17 protein-coding genes are annotated in these 21,757 nt (G+C 41.3%); 13 read left to right on the forward strand and 4 right to left on the reverse strand.

The genetic code is table 11. From position 1 onward, the window contains the following. Positions 1 to 47 precede the first annotated feature (47 nt). The 4 genes from porU (at position 48) to VCM39_RS03655 (ending at position 6,769) form a co-directional block, all read left to right on the forward strand. Positions 48 to 3,794, forward strand: a complete 3,747-nt coding sequence (porU, locus tag VCM39_RS03640; RefSeq protein WP_321029068.1) for a type IX secretion system sortase PorU — start codon at positions 48 to 50, stop codon at positions 3,792 to 3,794. 45 nt (positions 3,795 to 3,839) lie between these two features. Further along, entirely contained in the window at positions 3,840 to 5,033 is a 1,194-nt protein-coding gene (gene porV / locus VCM39_RS03645; protein ID WP_221649743.1) for a type IX secretion system outer membrane channel protein PorV, read from the forward strand. 201 nt (positions 5,034 to 5,234) lie between these two features. After that, positions 5,235 to 5,723: a 2-C-methyl-D-erythritol 2,4-cyclodiphosphate synthase gene (gene ispF, locus VCM39_RS03650; RefSeq protein WP_322933748.1), complete on the forward strand. Its 489-nt coding sequence runs from the start codon at positions 5,235 to 5,237 to the stop codon at positions 5,721 to 5,723. A 41-nt stretch (positions 5,724 to 5,764) separates the two neighbouring features. Next, on the forward strand, positions 5,765 to 6,769 hold the full coding sequence (locus VCM39_RS03655; RefSeq protein WP_322933749.1) for a metallophosphoesterase family protein: 1,005 nt from the start codon (positions 5,765 to 5,767) through the stop codon (positions 6,767 to 6,769). On the opposite strand, the gene VCM39_RS03660 is transcribed toward VCM39_RS03655, so the two are convergent. Beyond that, positions 6,744 to 7,622 (reverse strand): hypothetical protein, encoded by an 879-nt coding sequence (locus tag VCM39_RS03660; RefSeq protein ID WP_221649740.1) that lies wholly within the window; start codon positions 7,620 to 7,622, stop codon positions 6,744 to 6,746. The genes VCM39_RS03655 and VCM39_RS03660 overlap by 26 nt on opposite strands. 127 nt (positions 7,623 to 7,749) lie before the next feature. On the opposite strand from VCM39_RS03660, the gene VCM39_RS03665 reads away from it, so the two are divergent. The 7 genes from VCM39_RS03665 (at position 7,750) to VCM39_RS03695 (ending at position 14,482) form a co-directional block, all read left to right on the forward strand. Continuing rightward, complete coding sequence (locus tag VCM39_RS03665; protein ID WP_007487244.1) at positions 7,750 to 8,532, forward strand: class I SAM-dependent methyltransferase; 783 nt, start codon at positions 7,750 to 7,752, stop codon at positions 8,530 to 8,532. Between the two features lie 300 nt (positions 8,533 to 8,832). Then, complete coding sequence (mnmA, locus tag VCM39_RS03670; RefSeq protein ID WP_322933750.1) at positions 8,833 to 9,918, forward strand: tRNA 2-thiouridine(34) synthase MnmA; 1,086 nt, start codon at positions 8,833 to 8,835, stop codon at positions 9,916 to 9,918. A gap of 19 nt (positions 9,919 to 9,937) precedes the next feature. Then, positions 9,938 to 11,290 carry a S8 family peptidase gene (locus VCM39_RS03675; RefSeq protein ID WP_322933751.1) on the forward strand — a complete coding sequence of 451 codons (1,353 nt, stop codon included), beginning with the start codon at positions 9,938 to 9,940 and terminating at the stop codon, positions 11,288 to 11,290. Then, on the forward strand, positions 11,287 to 12,549 hold the full coding sequence (xseA, locus tag VCM39_RS03680; RefSeq protein ID WP_322933752.1) for an exodeoxyribonuclease VII large subunit: 1,263 nt from the start codon (positions 11,287 to 11,289) through the stop codon (positions 12,547 to 12,549). The genes VCM39_RS03675 and xseA overlap by 4 nt, the downstream gene beginning before the upstream one ends. 23 nt (positions 12,550 to 12,572) lie before the next feature. After that, positions 12,573 to 12,782, forward strand: a complete 210-nt coding sequence (gene xseB, locus VCM39_RS03685) for an exodeoxyribonuclease VII small subunit (protein WP_002562266.1) — start codon at positions 12,573 to 12,575, stop codon at positions 12,780 to 12,782. A 50-nt stretch (positions 12,783 to 12,832) separates the two neighbouring features. Next, a complete protein-coding gene (locus VCM39_RS03690) occupies positions 12,833 to 13,852 on the forward strand; it encodes a branched-chain amino acid aminotransferase (protein WP_002562265.1) in 1,020 nt (339 codons plus the stop codon). A 27-nt stretch (positions 13,853 to 13,879) separates the two neighbouring features. Further along, entirely contained in the window at positions 13,880 to 14,482 is a 603-nt protein-coding gene (locus VCM39_RS03695; protein WP_221649734.1) for a DUF975 family protein, read from the forward strand. Between the two features lie 196 nt (positions 14,483 to 14,678). Here the strand turns inward: VCM39_RS03695 and VCM39_RS03700 are convergent, their stop codons facing one another. Continuing rightward, positions 14,679 to 15,206 (reverse strand): hypothetical protein, encoded by a 528-nt coding sequence (locus VCM39_RS03700; RefSeq protein ID WP_322933753.1) that lies wholly within the window; start codon positions 15,204 to 15,206, stop codon positions 14,679 to 14,681. 517 nt (positions 15,207 to 15,723) lie between these two features. Here VCM39_RS03700 and trmB point away from each other — a divergent pair. Next, positions 15,724 to 16,482 (forward strand): tRNA (guanosine(46)-N7)-methyltransferase TrmB, encoded by a 759-nt coding sequence (gene trmB / locus VCM39_RS03705; RefSeq protein ID WP_322933754.1) that lies wholly within the window; start codon positions 15,724 to 15,726, stop codon positions 16,480 to 16,482. 137 nt (positions 16,483 to 16,619) lie between these two features. Continuing rightward, the gene (locus VCM39_RS03710; protein WP_322933755.1) at positions 16,620 to 17,726 is read left to right on the forward strand and encodes an Mrp/NBP35 family ATP-binding protein; all 1,107 of its coding nucleotides are present in this window, start codon (positions 16,620 to 16,622) and stop codon (positions 17,724 to 17,726) included. Between the two features lie 195 nt (positions 17,727 to 17,921). Here the strand turns inward: VCM39_RS03710 and VCM39_RS03715 are convergent, their stop codons facing one another. Further along, the gene (locus VCM39_RS03715; RefSeq protein WP_322933756.1) at positions 17,922 to 19,808 is read right to left on the reverse strand and encodes a TlpA disulfide reductase family protein; all 1,887 of its coding nucleotides are present in this window, start codon (positions 19,806 to 19,808) and stop codon (positions 17,922 to 17,924) included. 140 nt (positions 19,809 to 19,948) lie between these two features. After that, on the reverse strand, positions 19,949 to 21,757 hold the full coding sequence (locus VCM39_RS03720) for a M56 family metallopeptidase (protein ID WP_221649729.1): 1,809 nt from the start codon (positions 21,755 to 21,757) through the stop codon (positions 19,949 to 19,951).

Below are 21,757 nucleotides of genomic sequence, written 5' to 3' on the forward strand. Positions count from 1 at the left end.
ACATTTGCATGGTAACCGGCACATTAGCAAATTAATCTATGCTTATTATGTACAGGGTACTTTACATTCTCATATTGTTTATCGTATTTCCGGTTTCAGCTCAGGATCGTTTTATTACGCTGGACTGGCAGAAGTTACCTGCTGTCCAAACTCTTCCGGAAATTTCTGAAAGCATTCCTTTGTCTGACGATTTCTATTTAAATAACTATGATGTAAAGATTGAGTTTCCGGAGTTTGTAGATCTGACTCCCGAAGCTGTCGTTGAGCTAATAGCGAAAGGGGTAACTTTGCCCGATTATCCTCAGGCTGAGGTTTCTGTAGTTACATCTGCTGATAAAGCTTCTTTAAATGTACGGTTCGTTCCGGTAGTTTACCGGAAGGGAATTTATCAACGCATTAATTCTTTTAAGCTTTCTGTTATTAGTACACCGATTTCTGCTACTACCCTTGCAGCAACAAGAGCAGCCACATTAGCAACTACTGAAAATTCTGTTCTTTCTTCCGGACGATTTGTGAAAATACGTGTCTCTGATACCGGAGTTTATCGTATTACGCAGGCTGAATTAAGGAAAATGGGATTCTTTAATCCGGATAAGGTGCGGATCTATGGTTATGGGGGGTATCTGCTTTCGGAGAAATTCTCAGAGCACCCCGCTGATGATCTTCCCGAGGTGCCTTTATATCGTGGAGGCGATGGAGTCTTGTTTTATGCCCGTGGTACCCTTCATTGGAAGAAAACCGGTGATACTTTTGTCCGTATAAAGAATTTCTATTCGGATAATGCTTATTACTTCCTGACGGAGAGTGATGAAAAGCCGGCCGAGTTTCCTGTGGAAGATGGTACCGGTAGCAGTTCTAATATTATTGAGACTTTCGATGCATATGCTTTGCATGAGACAGATGCTTATTCATGGGCGGCTTCAGGGCGGGAGTTATATGATTCTTATGACTATGTGGTAGGTAATTCACAAAGTTATTCTTTTACTCTTCCCAATATCACCGATGAAAGTGGCCGTATCCGGGTTGTTTTTACGGCAAGGTCTTTGGGAGCAGGCTCTTCCGGTAACACTACAATGACAGTTGCTATTGATGGACAAAATATTGGTACACAAGTTATTCCTGGAATTAATTCGAATAGCGTTAATGCTCATTATATAAAGGCGGGTGAAGGTACATTAGATCAACTCTGGACAGGTGATAAGTCGGAATCTGTTACTGTAAAGCTTACTCATAATCGTGCTTCCGGTATTTCAGGACGATTGAATTATATTATCTTGAATTATAAACAACGGCTACAGATGAATGGAGGGGCTCTTGCGTTTCGTGCTTTACAATCTCAGGGGCAAGCAAGTACATTTGTTATTTCCGGTGCAAATTCTTCTACTGTTGTATGGGATGTTACTTCGCCTTCAGAATATAAACAGATCAAAGGAACTTTGAGTGGAGACACTTATACCTTTACTATTCCAGCTAGTAATATCCTGCGTGAATTTGTGGCAGTTAATACTTCGGCTTCTTTTGGTGGAGTAGAGAGTATGGGAGATGTTTCTAATCAGAACCTTCATGCATTGAAGGGTATTGACATGGTGATTATTGTGCCGGACAGAACTGCTTTTGTTCAGCAAGCCGAACGTTTGGCAGAGGCACATCGTGACAAGGATGGGCTTACTGTAGAGGTAGTGAAAGCTTCACAAGTATACAATGAATTTTCATCCGGAACTCCGGATGCTACGGCTTATCGTCGTTTTATGAAGATGCTGTATGATAAAGCGACTTCTGCCGAAGATCGAATTAAGTATCTATTACTTTTTGGAGATTGTAGTTATGATAATCGCATGATTACAGCAAGTTGGAGGAATTATAAACCTTCTGATTTCCTGCTTTCTTTCCAGTTTCCAAACTCGGTGGATGAGACACAGTCTTATATGACTGACGATTATTTTGGTTTTGTAAAAGGTGAAGTGAGTTCGCTGACCAGTGGTATTCCTGATATTGGTGTAGGTCGTTTTCCTGTTCGTGTGGTTGATGAAGCCAAAGCTGTGGTTGATAAGACAATTGATTATATATATAATAAGAATGCAGGTCCTTGGAAGCGGATGACTTGCTTTGTTGGAGATGATGCGGCAGGGAATGATGATGATATAGGCTTTATGGAACAGGCTAGTGATCTTGCCGATAGAGTAAATAATACCCTTTCTGGTATGCGCGGAGAACGTATCCTTGCAGATGCTTATAAGAGAGAATCTTCAGCTACAGGCTATAGTTATCCTCAGGCAAATAAGCGGTTATTGCAATTGTTAGATCAGGGCTTGTTGCTCGTTAATTATACAGGGCATAGTGGTACAACTTCCTGGTCATCAGAAAATTTATTGACTTCTGCTGATGTTGTAAATCTATCATCTCCTCGTTTATCTATATGGTTTACCGCATCATGTGAGTTTACTCGTTTTGATGCGGAGGCTACTTCAGCTGGTGAATTAGCTCTGTTGAATAAGAAAGGGGGAGCTATTGCGATGGTTTCGGCTGCAAGAGTAGTATATGATGATCCAAACAAAATCTTGAATAATAACTTTGTGGATAAGTTATTTACTCTACAGGATGGTAAACGATTGCGGTTGGGAGATATAGTTCGATTAGCAAAGTTGGCAGCAAGTAGTGATGGGGGAAATAGATTGAATTTCAATCTGATGGGGGATCCTGCCATAATGCCTACTTATCCTGATTATAAAGTGGTAGTGGATGAGTTCGATGGTCCTCCGTCTGATGAATTGCCTTTTATGAGAGCTGGTGCTAAAGTGACGGTGAAAGGACATATTCTTACTCCTGATGGTAAGCCTGCTGATGATTTTACAGGAACGGTTCACCCCTTGGTTTATGATAGCAAGGAGACTATTAGTACCCTTAATACGTTAAATAAGGGAGCTGTGACTTATACTGATCATAATAAGATTCTTTTTTCCGGAATGGATTCTGTACGTAATGGCCGCTTTGAACTGACTTTCCCTGTGCCGTTAGATATTAATTATTCCAATGAGCAGGGGTTGTTGAATCTCTATGCTTGTGATGCCGATAAGCGAGAGGCCGGTGGTGTTTTTGATCGTTTTCTCGTAGGAGGAACAGCCGATGATATTCCTACCTCCGGTGAAGGGCCTGATATAATGGTATATCTGAATACTCCTGATTTTCCATGGGGAGGCTTGGTGAATGAAACACCTTATTTTGTAGCGGAATTGGAGGATGAAGATGGAATCAATACTGTAGGAAACGGTATTGGACATGATCTTTCTCTTTGTATTGATGGTAAGCTTACCTATTCTTTGAATGATTATTATACTCCGGTTGCAGGTAGTTATACCAAGGGGACAGCTGCATTTTCAATTCCGGCCCTGTCTGAGGGTAAGCATACTCTTACTTTCCGTGCCTGGGATATCATGAATAATTCTTCTGTGAAATCTTTGGAATTTGAAGTTGTGAAAGGGTTGCGCCCCGGATTGTTCTCTATAACTTGCAGCAAGAGTCCGGCTCGTGAAAGTACTACATTTATTCTTTCGCATGACCGCCCTGGTTCAGAGCTGAATGTACGTATAGCTGTATGTGACTTTGCAGGTCGGGAGTTATGGGTACACAATGAACAGGGAATATCTTCCGGTGGTTATTATTATGTAGACTGGGATCTATGTAGTAACGCCGGTCAGCGTCTGTCACCGGGTATTTATCTTTACCGTGCTTCTATTACTTCCGGTGATAGTAAGGAGAGTACGAAAACCGAGAAAATAGTCATTCTGGCACAATAAATCAGTGAAAATCCGGTTTATATGTACACATCCATAAGATTGGTTATGAAGAAAATATTTATATCATTTCTACTGTTTTTTGCTTTCTCTGTCAGTTTGTGGGCACAGAAAGATCAGTTCAATCCTATCAATACAGGTGTCAATTCACTCGGCATTGCTCCCGACTCACGTGGTGGTGGTATGGGAGACGTAGGTGCTGCTACCGACCCGGATAACAACTCACAATACTGGAATCCGGCAAAGTATCCGTTTACGATTGGGCGCGCAGGTGTATCTATCTCCTATACTCCCTGGTTGCGTAAATTGGTTAATGATATTGACTTGGCTTATCTGGCCGGATATTATCGCATTGGTGATTACCAAGCGATCAGTGGTTCGTTACGCTATTTCTCTTTGGGTGAAGTGCCTATGGGAGGGGATGCTACAACAGGTTCTACCTATAGCATCAGTCCTTATGAAATGGCAGTAGATGTGGCTTATTCGCGTATGCTATCCGAGCGTTTTTCTGCTGCTGTTGCTTTGCGCTATATCTACTCTGATTTGGCTTATAAACAGGATGAGGAGGTCTCTCCCGGTTCTGCATTTGCTGCTGATATCGCTTTCTATTATACAAATTATATCATGCTTGCGCAGCGTGAGTGTATGTTGTCTTTCGGGTTAAACCTTTCTAATATTGGTACGAAAATCTCTTATGATGGAGGTAATTCCAGCCAGTTTCTGCCTACTAATTTTCGTTTAGGTGGTTCGTTGTTGGCTCCGATAGACGATTATAATACGATAGCTTTCAGTCTTGATATAAATAAACTGATGGTACCTACGCGTCCGACTTTTGAGCAATATAAAGAAAAGTTCGGTGAAGATATGACCCAGGCAGAGTATACCCAGTGGTTACAAACAGAGGGCTATAATGATATCTCTCCAATCAAAGGTATTTTCAAATCCTTCAGTGATGCTCCCGGCGGTTTCAAGGAAGAGTTGCAAGAGATTCAATGGTCTTTAGGAGTAGAATATACTTATCATAACCAATTCTCCGTTCGTGGTGGTTATCACTATGAACATGAAAACAAGGGTAATCGTAAGTACTTCTCTTTTGGTGCCGGATTTAAGATGAGTGTATTCTCTCTTGATGCTGCTTACCTGGTGTCTACTGCGCAAAGCAATCCGCTTGACCAGACATTGCGTTTCACATTGGGTTTTGATCTTGACGGTATCAGAGATTTATTTGGTCGTCGGAGATAACTTCGGAATAATACCAATAGAACAAGAGGATGTGTCAAAGATTCTACTGACACATCCTCTTGTTTTTTCTAGTAGCTTTTCCTACTTCTGCTACGTGAATAAACCTAAAAAAGTCATCCAACTTCGATGTAATCCGGAGAAAAATAGATAGCTTCGGGCTGAAATTAATTTCTTACTGACTTTAAAGAAAAAGATATAAAAATGAAGATACGTGTAGGCTTTGGGTTTGACGTTCATCAGTTGATAGAAGGACGTGAATTATGGTTGGGAGGTATTCTCCTGGAACATGAAAAAGGATTATTAGGGCACTCTGATGCAGACGTCCTGATACATGCAATCTGTGACGCTTTACTGGGGGCTGCCAATATGCGTGATATTGGTTATCACTTTCCAGATACAGCCGGAGAGTTTAAGCATGTTGACAGTAAGATATTATTAAAGAGGACTGTTGAACTGATTGCAACCAAGGGGTATAGAGTAGGAAATATCGATGCTACTATCTGTGCAGAACGTCCGAAACTGAAAGCACATATTCCTGTTATGCAGACAAAACTCGCAGAAGTGATGGATATAGATGTGGATGAAGTTTCTATTAAAGCTACAACAACAGAAAAATTGGGCTTTACAGGTCGCGAAGAAGGTATATCGGCATATGCCACTGTATTGATTGAAAAAATAGATTGTAAATAAACTACCCAAACACATATTCTAACCTTTAAATTATTAGTATCATGATTAAATTAAAAGTACTGTTTGTGCTGCTTTTCTCCCTTCTGGGTATTACATCTGGCTTTGCCCAAAACACAAAACTTAAGTTTAATAAGGATGGTAAATTTAAGATAGTACAATTTACCGATGTACACTTTAAATATGGTAATCCGGCTTCTGATGTTGCTCTCGAACGCATTAATGAAGTGTTGGATGCCGAGCATCCCGATCTGGTAGTATTTACCGGCGACGTTATTTATGCTGCTCCAGCAGACAGTGGTATGCACAAGGTGTTGGAACAGGTTTCTAATCGTAAGATTCCTTTTGTGGTGACTTTTGGTAACCACGATGATGAGCAAAAGATGACCCGTGAACAACTCTATGATTTAATTCGTGAGATTCCCTACAATCTTCTTCCCGACCGTGGTAATGTTTCATCACCGGATTATGTGTTGACCGTAAAATCATCTTCTGATGCAAAGGAGGCTGCTTTGCTTTATTGCATGGATTCTCATTCTTATTCTCCGATGAAGGATGTTGATGGTTACAATTGGTTTACGTTTGATCAGATAGCCTGGTACCGCAATCAGAGTGCTGCCTATACAGCGGCCAATAATGGTCAACCGTTGCCTGCCGTTGCTTTCTTTCACATCCCCTTGCCCGAATACAACGAAGCTGCCGAGGATGAAAATGCGATATTGCGTGGTACACGTATGGAAAGGGCCTGCGCACCGAAAATAAATTCGGGTATGTTTACTGCGATGAAAGAATCGGGTGATGTTATGGCTACTTTCGTTGGACACGATCATGACAATGATTATGCGGTAATGTGGAAAGGGATCCTTTTGGCCTACGGTCGTTATACCGGAGGAAACACCGTATACAATCACTTGCCTAACGGAGCGCGGGTGATCGAACTGAATGAAGGTACCCGTACTTTCACCTCCTGGATTCGTTTGAAAGGAGAGGTTATAGACAAAGTATCCTATCCGGCCAGCTTTGTTAAAGACGACTGGCGTAAGCGCTAACTTCCTGTAATTTTACGTGGCTCAGGCGGGTATACTTCGAGCCACGTATTTTGTAGATACGTGCCACGCGTGCTGAACTTATGTGTATTATTTCGTCTGTTTGATATGCATGTTCCGTGGCGGGTATCTGGCAGGATTCTCCGCTTGGGCTTTTAGCCGTGAACCGGATAACTACCAGATTTCCGGAAGTATCGGTCAGTGTTACAATCTGCCGTATATAAAACTGTACAGTTGTACCGTTTATCCGGGTTTTATATGGGTCATCCTCTACTTTTACCTTTATGACTTTTAAGGTCAGATCTGCTACCTTATCACCTATGTTACCCAGAAAACGTCCTGTTTCCTGATTTTGTTTTGCTTTCCGTAGCATGAGGTCCAGGTGTATGGAGTGGTACACTTTGGCAATTTCCACAAAGCGTTCTTGTTTAGGGATTCTTGGGGTATATTTATAAGCTATCCAGCTCATATATACGGGATCTATTTTAAGTATTTCGTGTAAATAATGCCCACGGTATTTTCCGAAAGAGACAATATCATCTCCATTACTCAACATTCTTTTCTTATTATATTCCACAATGAGCAGGCAGCGTCTTGAGAAGTAAAACATAGTACTGGCCATTCGTAATGCTTCATAGATATCTGTCGAAAGATCGTGTATGAATAAGATGGATTGTTTTTGGGGTTCCGGCGAGTAAATCCACAGCGAATAACTATTATATCCCGGACGTGGCAGCACTATGAGATAAGCACCTGCTTCTTTGAAAGATGTTCTTCCCCGATTGTACTCATTTAGTTTGGCGTACAAGAGGGTTTCTTCAGTTTCGGGTATTCCCGGCAGTCTTGGATTAGCCATATTTATGAGATTTCTTATTTTCAAATATAGTGTTTTTTCCCGAATAATCAAATTATGCCGGGATTATTTTGTAATACTTCAGAGAAATGGATAGATTTGTAGTCAAAATATAGAATACAAAATAACGATGCAGGACAGACATACCAATCGCAAACGCTACTTTGATGAACTGGCTGTTAGTAGCCGAAAGTATTTTCTTCCCTACCTGGAAGAGTTTTTTCCTATCACTTCATCTACCCGTATTCTTGAGATAGGTTGTGGCGACGGGGGGAATCTTTTGCCTTTTGCCGAGCGACAGTGTTCTGTAACAGGTATTGACCTGGCTGAAACGCGTATTCTGCAAGCCCGTGAGTTTTTTGCTGAATCGGGCTGTGCTGCACAATTCAAGGCTGTGAATGTTTTTGATATGACTCCTGAAAAAGAGAAGTATGACGTTATCCTGATTCATGATGTAATTGAGCATATTGGTGATAAAAAATCAATGTTGCAGCATATCCGGCAGTTTCTGGCTCCCGGCGGAGTTGTATTTATTGGTTTTCCTGCCTGGCAAATGCCCTTTGGAGGGCATCAACAGATCTGTCATAGTAAAGTAGCTTCTCACTGGCCATTTCTGCATTTATTACCGCGTCCTCTTTATCGCAGTGTGTTGAAAATCTGTGGGGAGAGTGAAGTCTGCATTGCTGAACTGCTTGACATTAAATCCTGTCGTACCACCATTGAAATGTTCGAGCGTCTGGCTCGTAAAACAGGGTATTCCATTCGCCAACGTAAGTTCTGGTTTATTAATCCACACTATGAAGTGAAATTTCGGTTACGCCCTTGTGTACTTTCTCCTTTTATTGCAAACATACCCTATGTAAGGAACTACTTTACAACATCCTGCTTTTATATACTTGATGCCTCTGCGTGATATTCACCGGATATCTGGTTTATATAGCAGTTGTTTCATACTTTGATACACTTTGTTTCAATACTATGAAACAAAGTGTATCAAACTGTTGAGAAGAAATTCTCAACGTATTGAGAAAAAAATCTCAAAACGTTGAAACTTTTTTCTCATAGTAATGAAACAAGATGAAACAGATGAGATAAGCCCTTTATTGCTACCATTGATTCATTCTCTTTCATCCGGACTTACTTTTTTTCTGCTCCGTATGGCTATCTGAGCGGAATACTGTACATTTGCATGCATACAATAATCAGACTTTGCATGAAAGAACCAAATAAGCGGGTATTAGTAGGTATGAGTGGCGGTATAGACAGCACTGCTACCTGCCTGATGCTACAAGAACAAGGATACGAAATAGTAGGTGTAACCATGCGCGTATGGGGAGAGGAACCGCAGGATGCCAGAGAACTGGCTGCACGAATGGGCATTGAACACTATGTAGCCGACGAACGGATACCCTTCAAAGATACAATCGTAAAGAATTTCATTGATGAATATCGTCAGGGGCGAACCCCTAATCCCTGCGTGATGTGCAATCCGTTGTTTAAGTTTCGTGTATTGACGGAGTGGGCGGATCGCCTGAATTGTAATTGGATTGCTACCGGACATTACTCCCGGTTGGAAGAACGTAATGGGAATATATACATCGTAGCGGGAGATGATGATAAAAAAGACCAGTCCTATTTCCTTTGGCGTCTGGGGCAGGAGGTATTGAGGCGTTGCATTTTCCCTTTGGGAAACTATACCAAGCTGAAAGTACGGGATTATCTGCGTGAAAAAGGGTATGAAGCCAAATCAAAAGAAGGCGAGAGCATGGAAGTCTGTTTTATCAGAGGAGATTATCGTGATTTCCTGCGTGAGCAATATCCCGATCTGGATACGGAGATTGGTCCGGGATGGTTTGTCAATTCGGAAGGAGTGAAGTTGGGACAGCATAAAGGGTTTCCTTATTATACAATCGGGCAGCGAAAAGGGCTTGAGATTGCTTTGGGTAAACCCGCATACGTGCTGAAAATCAATCCACTGAAGAACACTGTAATGCTGGGAGATGTTGAACAGTTACATGCCGGATATATGCTCGCCGATCAGGATCACCTGATTGATGAGCAGGAAGTATTATCGTGCCAGGAGCTGGCGGTACGTATTCGTTATCGCAGTCGCCCGATACCCTGCCGGGTGAAGCGATTGGAAGATGGACGGCTGTTCGTGAAGTTCCTTGCAGAGGCCTCGGCCATAACTCCCGGGCAGTCGGCAGTATTTTATGATGGCCGTCGGGTGATAGGCGGTGCATTTATAGCTTCACAGCGGGGGATTGGCCTTGTGATTGAAGAAAACAAAGATTTTTAATAGAAACCGAATATAAAGTATGAGAAAATTAATTTTGGCCGCTCTGCTTCTTGCTACTACCGGAGTATCGGCGCAACAGGACACATTGAAGTATCGCATCAGTCTCAGAGATAAGGCTGCTACCACTTATTCATTGGACCGTCCGGAAGAGTTTCTTTCAAAGAAAGCCATTGAACGCCGTCAGAAACAGCGGTTGGCAATAGACTCTACCGACTTACCGGTGTGTCATAAGTATGTGGATGCTATTCGTAAGAAAGGTGTGAATATTGTCACCATGGGAAAATGGGATAACTTTGTAACTGTGTCCTGCAACGATACGACATTGATAGATAAGATTGCCAGACTTCCTTTTGTCCGTGCTACCGAAAAGGTATGGATTGCACCCGATCCGGAGAATCCTACGATGGCTACCGAACGCGATTCATTGATAAATACCCCTCTGTGGATAAAAGAAACCTATGGACCAGCACTTCGCCAGATCCGGATAAGCAATGGCGACAAGCTGCATAAAGCAGGATTTAAAGGACAAGGGATGACGATTGCCGTGATTGATGCAGGTTTTCATAATGCTGACAGTATAGATGCGATGAAGAATATCAACATTCTGGGTACAAAAGATTTTGTAAACCCCCAAGCTGATATTTATGCCGAGAGCAGTCATGGCATGTGTGTACTTTCATGCATTGGTATGAATCAGCCTCATGTGATGATTGGTACGGCCCCCGAAGCTTCTTTCTGGCTCTTACGTAGCGAGGATGAATATTCCGAACATTTAGTGGAGCAGGATTACTGGGCGGCTGCCATTGAATTTGCCGATAGTGTGGGAGTAGATGTGGTAAATACTTCATTGGGATATTATGCTTTTGATGATAAATCAAAAGATTATCGTTATCGTGATCTGGACGGCCACTTCGCTTTGATGTCCCGCCAGGCTGCAAAGGCAGCAGATAAGGGTATGATTGTAGTGTGCAGTGCCGGGAATGCCGGTTCGGGACCTTGGAAAAAAACGACTCCTCCGGGAGATGCAGACAATGTACTTACGGTAGGTGCTATTAGTAAAAAAGGTGAACTGGCCCCTTTCTCTTCTATCGGAAATACAGCCGATGGCCGTGTAAAACCTGATGTAATGGCAGTAGGCTTAGGTTCGGACGTAATGGGGACGGATGGTGTATTGAGAAGAGCCAACGGTACTTCGTTCTCTTCACCTATCATGTGTGGTATGGTGACTTGCTTGTGGCAGGCACTTCCCAATCTGACGGCAAAGGAGATCATTGAACTGGTTCGCCGTTCGGGAGATCGTGCCAAATATCCCGACAATATTTATGGATACGGGATTCCTGATATGTGGAAAGCTTATCAGTCTGCAAAATGAAACAAGAAGCGCTGACTCTCTTTGATCTCAATGCGTTGGTGCGACGGAGCCTGGAACAATGCTTGCCCGATGAATACTGGATACAGGCGGAGCTGAGTGATGTGCGGTCCAACAGTACGGGACATTGTTATCTGGAGTTTATACAGAAAGATCCTCGTAGTAATAATCTTATCGCCAAAGCGCGGGGGATGATCTGGAGCAATGTATTTCGGTTGCTGAAACCTTATTTTGAAGAAGCAACCGGACAGATGTTCGGTTCCGGTATCAAAGTATTGGTGAAGGTGACTGTACAGTTTCATGAGCTATATGGCTATAGCCTGACTGTGCTGGATATTGACCCAACTTACACGCTGGGCGATATGGCACGCCGCCGTCGCGAGATATTGCAGCAGCTGGAAGAAGAGGGCGTACTGACCTTAAATAAAGAACTTGAAATGCCTCTGTTGCCGCAGCGTATAGCTGTTATCTCTTCGGCTACTGCTGCCGGTTACGGAGATTTCTGCCATCAGTTGCAGCACAATTCCCGTGGCTTTTTCTTTTATACGGAATTGTTTCCGGCTATGATGCAGGGCAATCAGGTAGAAGAATCGGTTCTGTCTGCACTCGACCGTGTGAATGCCCGGCTAAGCGACTTTGATGTTGTTGTTATCATTCGTGGCGGAGGAGCGACATCCGATTTATCCGGTTTTGATACTTATCTGCTGGCAGCTGCCTGTGCACAATTTCCATTACCCATAATTACCGGCATTGGGCACGAACGTGATGACACGGTGCTTGATTCTGTGGCACATACCCGGGTGAAGACACCGACTGCCGCTGCCGAATTACTTATAAACCGTATGGACGAAGCTGCGGATCAGCTGGAATATCTGTCTACCCGTCTTCGCGAAGGTGCTTCTGCTTTTCTTGAACGTGAATCCGGAAGACTCTCGTCTTGCCAGGCGCGTATTCCCGCATTGGTGGTTCATCGGTTGTCGGATGCACGTTTTCGCCTGTTGACAGCAAGCAAAGATTTAATGCAAGTCTCTGCCGCTTTACTGGCTCGTCAGCGCCATCGCCTGGAACTGTTTCAACAACGTATCACTGATGCCTCTCCTGATAAACTCCTTGCCCGTGGCTATAGTATCACCCTGAAAGAAGGTAAGCCCGTCACCGATGCTTCCCAGGTATCTCCCGGTGATGAAATCATCACTCGCTTGCATCACGGAGAACTAACTTCAATCGTAAATTCAGAGTTACTTCAATCATCTAAATTGTAAATCGTCTAATCGTAAATAAAATTATGTCTGTAAAAAAAGAAACCTATTCCCAGGCCATGGAGCGCCTGGAAAAGATTGTTCGTCAGATTGACAATAATGAACTTGAAATAGATGTGTTGGCAGAAAAAATAAAGGAGGCCAATGAAATAATTGCATTTTGTACGGAGAAACTGACGAAAGCTGATCGGGAAGTCGAAAAATTGTTGCATGAAAAGCTACAATCTAAAGAATAAAAGTTATTTTTGTTGTCTGATAGCAGAATTTAACTAATATACATACTAATATGAAAGAAATAGATTGGTCTAATCTGTCATTCGGCTATATGAAGACAGATTACAACGTGAGAATTAATTATCGCGATGGTGCATGGGGCGAATTGGAAATAAGCAGTAGCGAGATCCTTAACCTGCACATGGCTGCCACTTGTCTGCACTATGGTCAGGAGGCATTTGAGGGCTTGAAAGCTTTCCGTGGTAAAGATGGTAAAGTTCGTATTTTCCGTCTTGAAGAGAACGCGGCACGTTTGCAATCTACTTGTAGAGGAATCCTTATGCCGGAACTTCCGACCGACCGTTTTAAAGAGGCTGTTCTGAAAGCTGTAAAACTGAACGAACGTTTCATCCCGCCTTATGAAACAGGAGCTTCTCTTTATATCCGTCCGCTACTCATCGGTACCGGTGCACAGGTGGGTGTACGTCCTGCTAACGAATATCTCTTTGTAATCTTCGTAACGCCGGTAGGTCCTTACTTCAAGGGTGGGTTTGCAACTACTCCTTACGTAATCACACGCAAATATGATCGTGCAGCTCCGCTGGGAACAGGTATTTATAAAGTAGGTGGTAATTATGCTGCCAGTCTGCGTGCAAGTATGGAAGCTCATGAAGCTGGATATTCGGCTGAGTTCTATCTCGATGCAAAAGAGAAGAAGTATATGGACGAGTGTGGTGCAGCCAATTTCTTTGGTATTAAAAATAATACTTATATTACCCCATTATCAACATCTATTCTTCCTTCTATTACCAACAAGAGCCTTATGCAGCTGGCAGAAGACATGGGATTGAAAGTAGAACGCCGTCCGGTGCCCGAAGAAGAACTGGCAACTCTTGAAGAGGCCGGTGCTTGTGGTACTGCTGCCGTGATCAGCCCGATACAGCGTATTGATGATCCGGAAAATGATCATTCATATATTATTTCTAAGGATGGTAAACCAGGACCGATCTGTACAAAATTGTACCATAAACTACGTGCTATCCAATATGGTGACGAACCGGATACACACGGATGGGTAACTATTGTAGAATAATATTTATTTAATAAATCTTAATATCTTATGTTGAAACAAAATTCAGAATTGCGTGCAGAAGCACGTGTTGCTCTTACCGACAAATGGGTGATGGGAGCGGTTACTACTCTTGTATTTGGTGCTGTATCGGGTGCTGCTTCTTACATTCCGGTTGTTGGAACTATATTGGTTGCATTGCCTATGATGTATGGATACTCTATTGTGCTGCTGAGTGTAATGAGAGGCGGTGAAATGAACATCGGAGGTCTGTTTGATGGATTCAATGATTTCGGACGTATTGTTGGTACTAAGTTACTACAGGTTATCTATACATTTTTATGGACGCTGCTGCTCGTTATTCCTGGTATTATTAAGAACTATTCGTATGCAATGACGGACTTTATTCTGAAAGATCAACCGGAGTTGGCTAATAATGCTGCTATCGAAAAAAGTATGGCTATGATGGATGGTAACAAGATGAAATTGTTCTTGCTTGATCTTAGCTTTATCGGTTGGGCTATTTTGTGTCTTTTTACTTTGGGTATCGGATTCCTTTTCCTACAACCTTATGTACAATCTGCTCATGCTGCTTTCTATGAAGATTTGAAAGCGCAGACAGTTATAGAAGAAGAGGTTATTATTGAAGCTTAATAAAACTTTTATATAATATGGATAAATGGAGTGCAGAGAAATCTGTACTCCATTTATTTTTGCGATAATCTGCGTTTTTTATGTCTCCCTTCATAACGGACATTTCTTGGTTGTATGATACCTTGATAGAATTTGGTATAGACAACATAAAGCGAAAATTATCCTTATTAATAATATCATATGCTCTAATTTAACGTTATAACATTCCTTTCTGTATTAATATAAGGCTATCTGGATTTATTATTTGAAAAAGGGTACCGAAAGGTTCATAAATTCCTATTGGAACTTCATCGTATGCACGAAATCCAGGAAGAGTATCATGATAGGATATTAACTTACTTGCATTAATATATTGATTTCCTATACCTTCTTCACCATAATAAACAAATACATAGTTTCCAATATATGTATAACCCTTGATTAGTTTTCTCTCATAATATGGTTCGGCTATCATTAAAAAATAATCTTTACCTGCTTCTGAATAAAAATAGAAACTTAAAACTTTTTCTTCAATAGGACTCGTATATTTTTTATCTTTTATGTATACTATGAATTCATTTATGGCTCGCTTCATTGATTCATTAAAAATAGTATGATAGTCATTCTGTTTCATAGTATCAGAATAAGATATTAGATTATTTTCTAAACCAGTTTGCTGGATTTTTCTATTGTTAGTACATCCTGTACAAAGCATTATAATTAAAATTATCCATATTGCCTTCATACTTATCTATCTTTTGGGTACTATAAAACGAAGTCCTTTATTATTAGTGACTTTTTATGTATAACTTTAATCTCAGGTTGTGTTCTATGAGATTGCGGAATAGGTATAGTATCAACTGTTGTGCCATCAGGTTATTGCGATAATAGTAAACTAATCAAAAAGGTTCTTTTCATAGGCATTATAGTTAAGTGTTGACAATATATATGTTATTTAGTACTAATCAAAATTTTTTAGAGAAATTTTGATCCAAGGAGAATAAAAACATGAAGATGATTAAAAAAACTTCATATTCATACCTCTGTCTTATGAATTGTCAATTCATTCTGTAATTCAAAGACCTTTCCATGTGTTACTGAATCAAGTTATCGTAGTTCTCCTCGCGGATACAGTAAAGTCATTTATAATTCTATGTCAAATAGGTATCGAATGACTATTTGACATCTATGAAATATTCTTCCTACCTGATTGCCGTTTCCGTCGAAAGTAAGTAACTTTGCAGGCAAACCAGATTGATTATATGGGAAAAGGAAAATTAGAGAAGTTTGCCGATATGGCAAGTTATCCGCATGTGTTTGAGTATCCTTACTCTGTGGTGGACAATGTGCCTTTTGAAATGAAGGGCAAGTGGAATGAAACATTTTTTGGTAATGATCATCCGATAGTGCTCGAACTGGGTTGTGGTAGGGGAGAGTATACCGTAGGACTGGGACAGATGTTTCCGGATAAGAATTTTATTGGTGTAGATATCAAAGGATCACGTATGTGGACCGGAGCTACCGAAGCCTTGAAAACAGGTATGAAGAATGTGGCTTTCCTACGTACGAATATTGAAATAATAGACCGTTTTTTTGGCTCGGGTGAAGTGAGTGAAATATGGCTTACCTTTTCTGATCCGCAAATGAAGAAGGCTACCAAGCGATTGACTTCTACTCATTTTATGGAGCGTTATCGCCGCTTTCTCAAACCAGATGGAATCATTCATTTGAAGACGGATAGTAACTTCATGTTCACCTATACCCGATATATGATCGAGGAGAACAAATTCCCGGTAGAGTTTATCACCGAAGATCTTTATCATTCTGGTCTTGTAGATGATATTCTGGGAATCAAGACTTATTATGAACAACAATGGCTTGACCGTGGTTTGAATATTAAGTATATAAAATTTCGGCTTCCGCAGCAAGGTGAATTGCAAGAGCCGGATGTTGAAATAGAACTCGACTCGTATCGTAGCTATAACCGTAGTAAGAGGAGCGGGTTACAAACAAGTAAATAATCAGATTTACGATTAGACGATTGACGATTTACGATTGAAGAATCTTTCTTCCTGTAGTCATAGGCAATCCCAATCGTCTTATGGTAAATCTAAGTAATTTCAATCGTCAAATTGTAAATCGTCAAATCGTAAATATTATGACACTTTATCCAAAGTTAATACTCGATGCACTGGCAACAGTGCGTTATCCCGGTACCGGTAAGAATCTTGTTGAAGCCGGTATGGTGGAGGATGATATCCGCATTGAAGGGATGAAAGTTTCTTTTTCCCTTCTTTTTGAAAAGCCTACCGATCCCTTTATGAAGTCGGTGGTTAAAGCTGCCGAAGCAGCTATTCTTACTCACGTAAGTAAAGAGGTGGAAATTGTAGGCAATATTAGTGTAAAAACCATTCAGGCCGCACGTCCGGAAGTAGGGAAATTATTGCCGCAAGTGAAAAATATTATTGGAGTTTCTTCCGGAAAGGGAGGAGTTGGTAAGTCTACCGTAGCGGCAAATCTTGCTGTGGCGCTTGCCAAACTTGGCTATAAAGTTGGATTGCTTGATGCTGATATCTTTGGACCCTCTATGCCAAAAATGTTTCAGGTAGAAGATGCCCGGCCTTATGCCGAAAAAATTGGAGGGCGTGATATGATTATTCCCGTTGAGAAATATGGGGTAAAACTTCTTTCCATTGGTTTCTTTGTCGATCCCGATCAAGCCACTTTATGGCGTGGTGGTATGGCAAGTAATGCACTGAAACAGCTTATTGGTGATGCCGACTGGGGCGAACTGGACTATTTCCTGATTGACTTGCCCCCCGGAACCAGTGACATCCATCTGACTGTGGTACAAACATTGGCCTTGACCGGTGCAGTTGTTGTGAGTACTCCACAGGCTGTGGCATTGGCAGATGCCCGTAAGGGTATCAATATGTTCACCAATGAGAAAGTTAATGTACCTATCTTGGGGTTGGTCGAAAATATGGCTTGGTTTACTCCTGCCGAATTGCCCGAAAACAAATATTACATCTTTGGGCGTGAAGGTGCCAAGAAACTGGCAGAAGAGATGAATGTGCCTTTGCTGGGACAGATTCCTATAGTTCAAAGTATTTGTGAAAGCGGTGATAAGGGAACTCCTGCTGCATTGGATGAGAATACAATTACCGGTCGTGCTTTCTTATCATTGGCTGCTGCTGTGGTCCGCCAGGTAGATCGGCGGAATGTAGAACAGGCACCTACACGGATTGTAGAAATGCATAAGTAATGCGAATCAGTAGTTGAAATAAGTTTTACCACAGAGTACCACAGAGTTTTAAATCTTTATTGAAACGCAGATGAACGCAGATTTTCGTAAAAGGAAACCTATAAGATAAAGAACTACAGTCTTTTAATCTGTGTTAATCTGCGTTTTATCAGATAATTAGACTCTGTGAAACTCTGTGGTGAGTTGTATTTATTCTTATTTATTGAGTACTTTCAACAGTTCACTCTTCATTTTATCTACTCCGGGAAATCCGGTTGTTTTATAAGTGATGTTTCCTTCACGGTCAACGAGCAGATAGGTAGGCACTCCTCTGATCTGGAATGAATTCATCAGATAACTCCATTGATCAGCTGTTACCCGGAAGTGTTCTCCATGAATGTCGGGTATCATGTTCTCCCATGTACCTTTTGGAGAAGTTTCTCCGGTCAGATAAATATAAACGATATCCCTGTCTTTTAACTCTTCCTTCATGGGGATCATAGCTTTGTTTGCCATGCGGCATGGTCCGCACCAGGTTGCCCAGAAATCCACTAATAAGGTATGCCCGCGATATTTGGAAATAATAGAAGCGAACAAATCTTCGTTACTTACCTCACCAGCCTCATTTATGGTAAATCCGGTTTTCTTTTTGTTCTCTTCTATTTTTGCCAGTAATTCATCGTTTTTCTCTTTCACTGTTTCCAGATAGACGGGAGTTGATAAAGCGGATATTTTTGCCAACTGTTCTTCTGTGACAGGTGTAAAGTCGTTAATTCCGTTTAGTACATTGGCTACTGTAGAAAGTTCAAAATAAATCCCTTTGTCTGTTCCTAATGCTTTGCTGAATGCCGTCCTGAACATGGGGCTTCCGGTGAGACGCGTATAGAGAGGAACATACATAGCTTGCGGGGTATTAAGAGAGGAAAAATCCTTTAGTACATTCAGAAAATCATCCGGAAGACTGACAGGATTATTCTTTATATATTCATTCACTTGTTCGTCCTTCAGCTTGTAGTTAATGATATGTACGCGTTGTATAATTCCGGGAACGAACGTGAGAAGTGATGCAGCCGATGCGTCTACAGCACAACAAAGCATCTCTTTGCAGGCTTTCGTTGCTTTAAGAGCATCAATCTGCCGGAGTTTCTCTTTATGTTTATTCAGGATATACGCTTTTACTTCTTCTGCATTTTTGTCTTTCAGGTCTTTTATGAACTGAGGATAGTCATCATCTATATTGGTTTTGAAATTCAGTTTAGCAATTTCTTCGGATGGTCCGGCAAGATATCCTCCGTAATAGACGCTTGCTTCATTGGATTTCTTGTCTTTATGTAGCTTGGATTGCCGGCGACAGATCTCACGTTGGTTGATGAAGAGATTGGTCTTTTCTCCGGGGGCTAATAAAAAATTAATCGCTTCTGTTCCGTTGTAAAATGTAACAGGTGTTGTTGTAATGACTGGTATTTCGCTGGAGAATTGTCCATTATCATTTACTTTTATGTCTACTTTTTGTTCCAGGTTAACAGCGCCTCTAAGGTAGATAGTGAAGTTTGAAGACATTCCCGGTTCAAAATCAAGTATTTGCCCTTCTAAGAGAGCTTTGCCTTTTTCTATTTTGGGTGTAGGTAGGGTAGTAAGCTTTTTGGTTCGTTCTGTAGCTTCAGCCGGTAGTTTTAGCTTAGGCAACTTACCATCCAATTGTATTCCCCAGATTTTGAAAGCGCCTTCTGTATCTCCTTCGGAGAAATCGATAGAGGTAATATCTTTTGGCAGGGGTGGAAAGACAAGTTTAAATTCGGCTTGTCCGGATTCCGGCATCCAAAACTTTTGATCGGGAGTGATGCCGATACCGTCGCGTAGAGGATATAATTCACCGTCACTTCCTTTCAGAAAGCTACCGGAAGCAATTCTTATCCAGTTTTTAGGACGATAAAAAGCTTTGATATGTAGTACGGTTGCTGTGTCACTCAATGCTACTTTATCTATTTCAATGCTTGTAGAACTCCAGGCGGTGAAGGGAGGTTGTTCTATGATTCTTTCCTGGGCTTGTGTAAATGCTGTCAGACTTAGCAGAAAACAAGTGATAAGTACGAATGGTTTCATGGTGTTGTTATTTATGGTTATCTGCAAAAGTAAGAATAATATAGTTATTATTTACTACTTTTTTGGTAAAAAAGAAAGAGGTAATCACTATGATAAAAGGCGATTACTTCTTTCTTTTCAATTAATGTATTAAGAGAGAGTTATTGTTGAAGTTTGAAGGTGATAGGAAGTGTATATTGCACAGCTACCGTTTGGCCATCGTTTTTACCGGGTTCCCAACGTGGCATACCCATTACTACACGTATAGCTTCGGCATCCAGTGAAGGAGAGACACTTTGTATTACTTTCGGACTGATAACATGACCGTCTTTGTTGACTATCATCTGGATAACAACACGTCCCTGCGTTTTGCTCTGTTGGGCATCAAATGGATATTTGATATTTCTTGCCAGATAACTCATTAGTCCACTGGTTCCACCCGGATATTTGGGCATTATTTCTGCACTTTCAAGAACAACTTCCGGGGTTATGATGTCATCTTTGGGAGCATATCCTACAACTACCACTTCCTCCAGCTTACTGTCTTTTATCTCTTCTACTTCCGGTCCGCTCAATCTGAAAGCGATGGGAACTGTATATTTTACACGTACCTCTTTTCCTCTTTGTTTACCCGGAGTCCATTTAGGCATTGTTGACAATACACGTATGGCTTCTGCGTCCAGTTCGGAACTGACAGAGCGTCGTGCTACTGCCAGATTGCTAACCGATCCGTCTTTTTCTACAATGAAACGTGCTATGACACGTCCTTGTATACCTTCTTTTTGAGCCTTTACAGGATAGCGCAAATTTTTAGCAATAAACTCCATCAGACCTGTTTGTCCGCCAGGAAAAACGGGCATCTCTTCTACAACATCAAAAATATCATCATCTCCGGTATTCACTTTTTGCATGGTGGCAGAAGGATCTTTATCGGTTATGTCTATATCGACAGGAGTTTCTTTCGGGATAGTAACTTCTTCTACTGTGGTCTGTTCTGGTATTTGTCCGGTAGCCTTTGTTACTTGTTCTGTTGACTTTTCAACAGTTTGTATTACTTCCCGTGCAAAATTTTTCGTGGTTCGGGCTACTGCTTCGATATTACTGATTATTAGTAGCAAGGCAGCCAATGGAAGAAATAGCAAATATTTAGTTCTTCCTATTTCTTTTGTTCTTTTCTTGTTCATCATTTTAATTCGGTTTTTGAGTGGTAAAACATTGAAACTATTATAGAGAGTTGCTGCAGCCTTGTGATGAGCCAGTCCCAACAGATGGTACTGGTATACTTTATAGTCATATCCGGTTTGCAGGACGCGTTGATCGGCCATGTATTCCAGATTATTTCGTATTTCACGCTTCATAAGCCAGATAAAAGGATTAAACCAACAGGCAATACACACCAGTTCACTGAATATTATATCTGCCGAATGTAATTGGTGGGCATGAGTCTGCTCATGAGTAAGAATCTCGGCAAGTTCTTCCTGAGTATGAGATTCCGGATGGACGAATATCCAATGGAAAAAGGAAAAGGGACCACTTGCTTTGTTTAATATATGTACACGTACACCTTGTATCTTTGTTACTTTGCACTGAATTCGTAAGCGGATAATACTGGTCAGTTGCATTATAAAACGGATAAATAGTAATATCACTCCGCATAAATAGATGATACTCAGAGAATAGAGGATCAATTCCTGCCAGTTTGCATCAGTTGGGGTTACTGTTTCTTCAAATACCACTTCGGGGAGTAGTGTCGTTGCATAAAAATCGGCTATTACCACCATTGGCTCATGTGCCTTTACCCATTCCTGAAGGTTGAGCATAGGATAAAGCAGTGAGACTCCCAAGAAACAAAGCAATGCTGTCCGGCGCCAATGAAAAAATGTATCTTTATAAAAGAATAACCGGTAGAATATATAGAATACTATAATTCCTACGTTTATCTTTAGAAAATAGGCAAGTTCCGGAGTCAT

Origin of the sequence: Bacteroides mucinivorans, from assembly GCF_034654355.2 — a bacterium.
GTDB lineage: Bacteria > Bacteroidota > Bacteroidia > Bacteroidales > Bacteroidaceae > Bacteroides > Bacteroides nordii.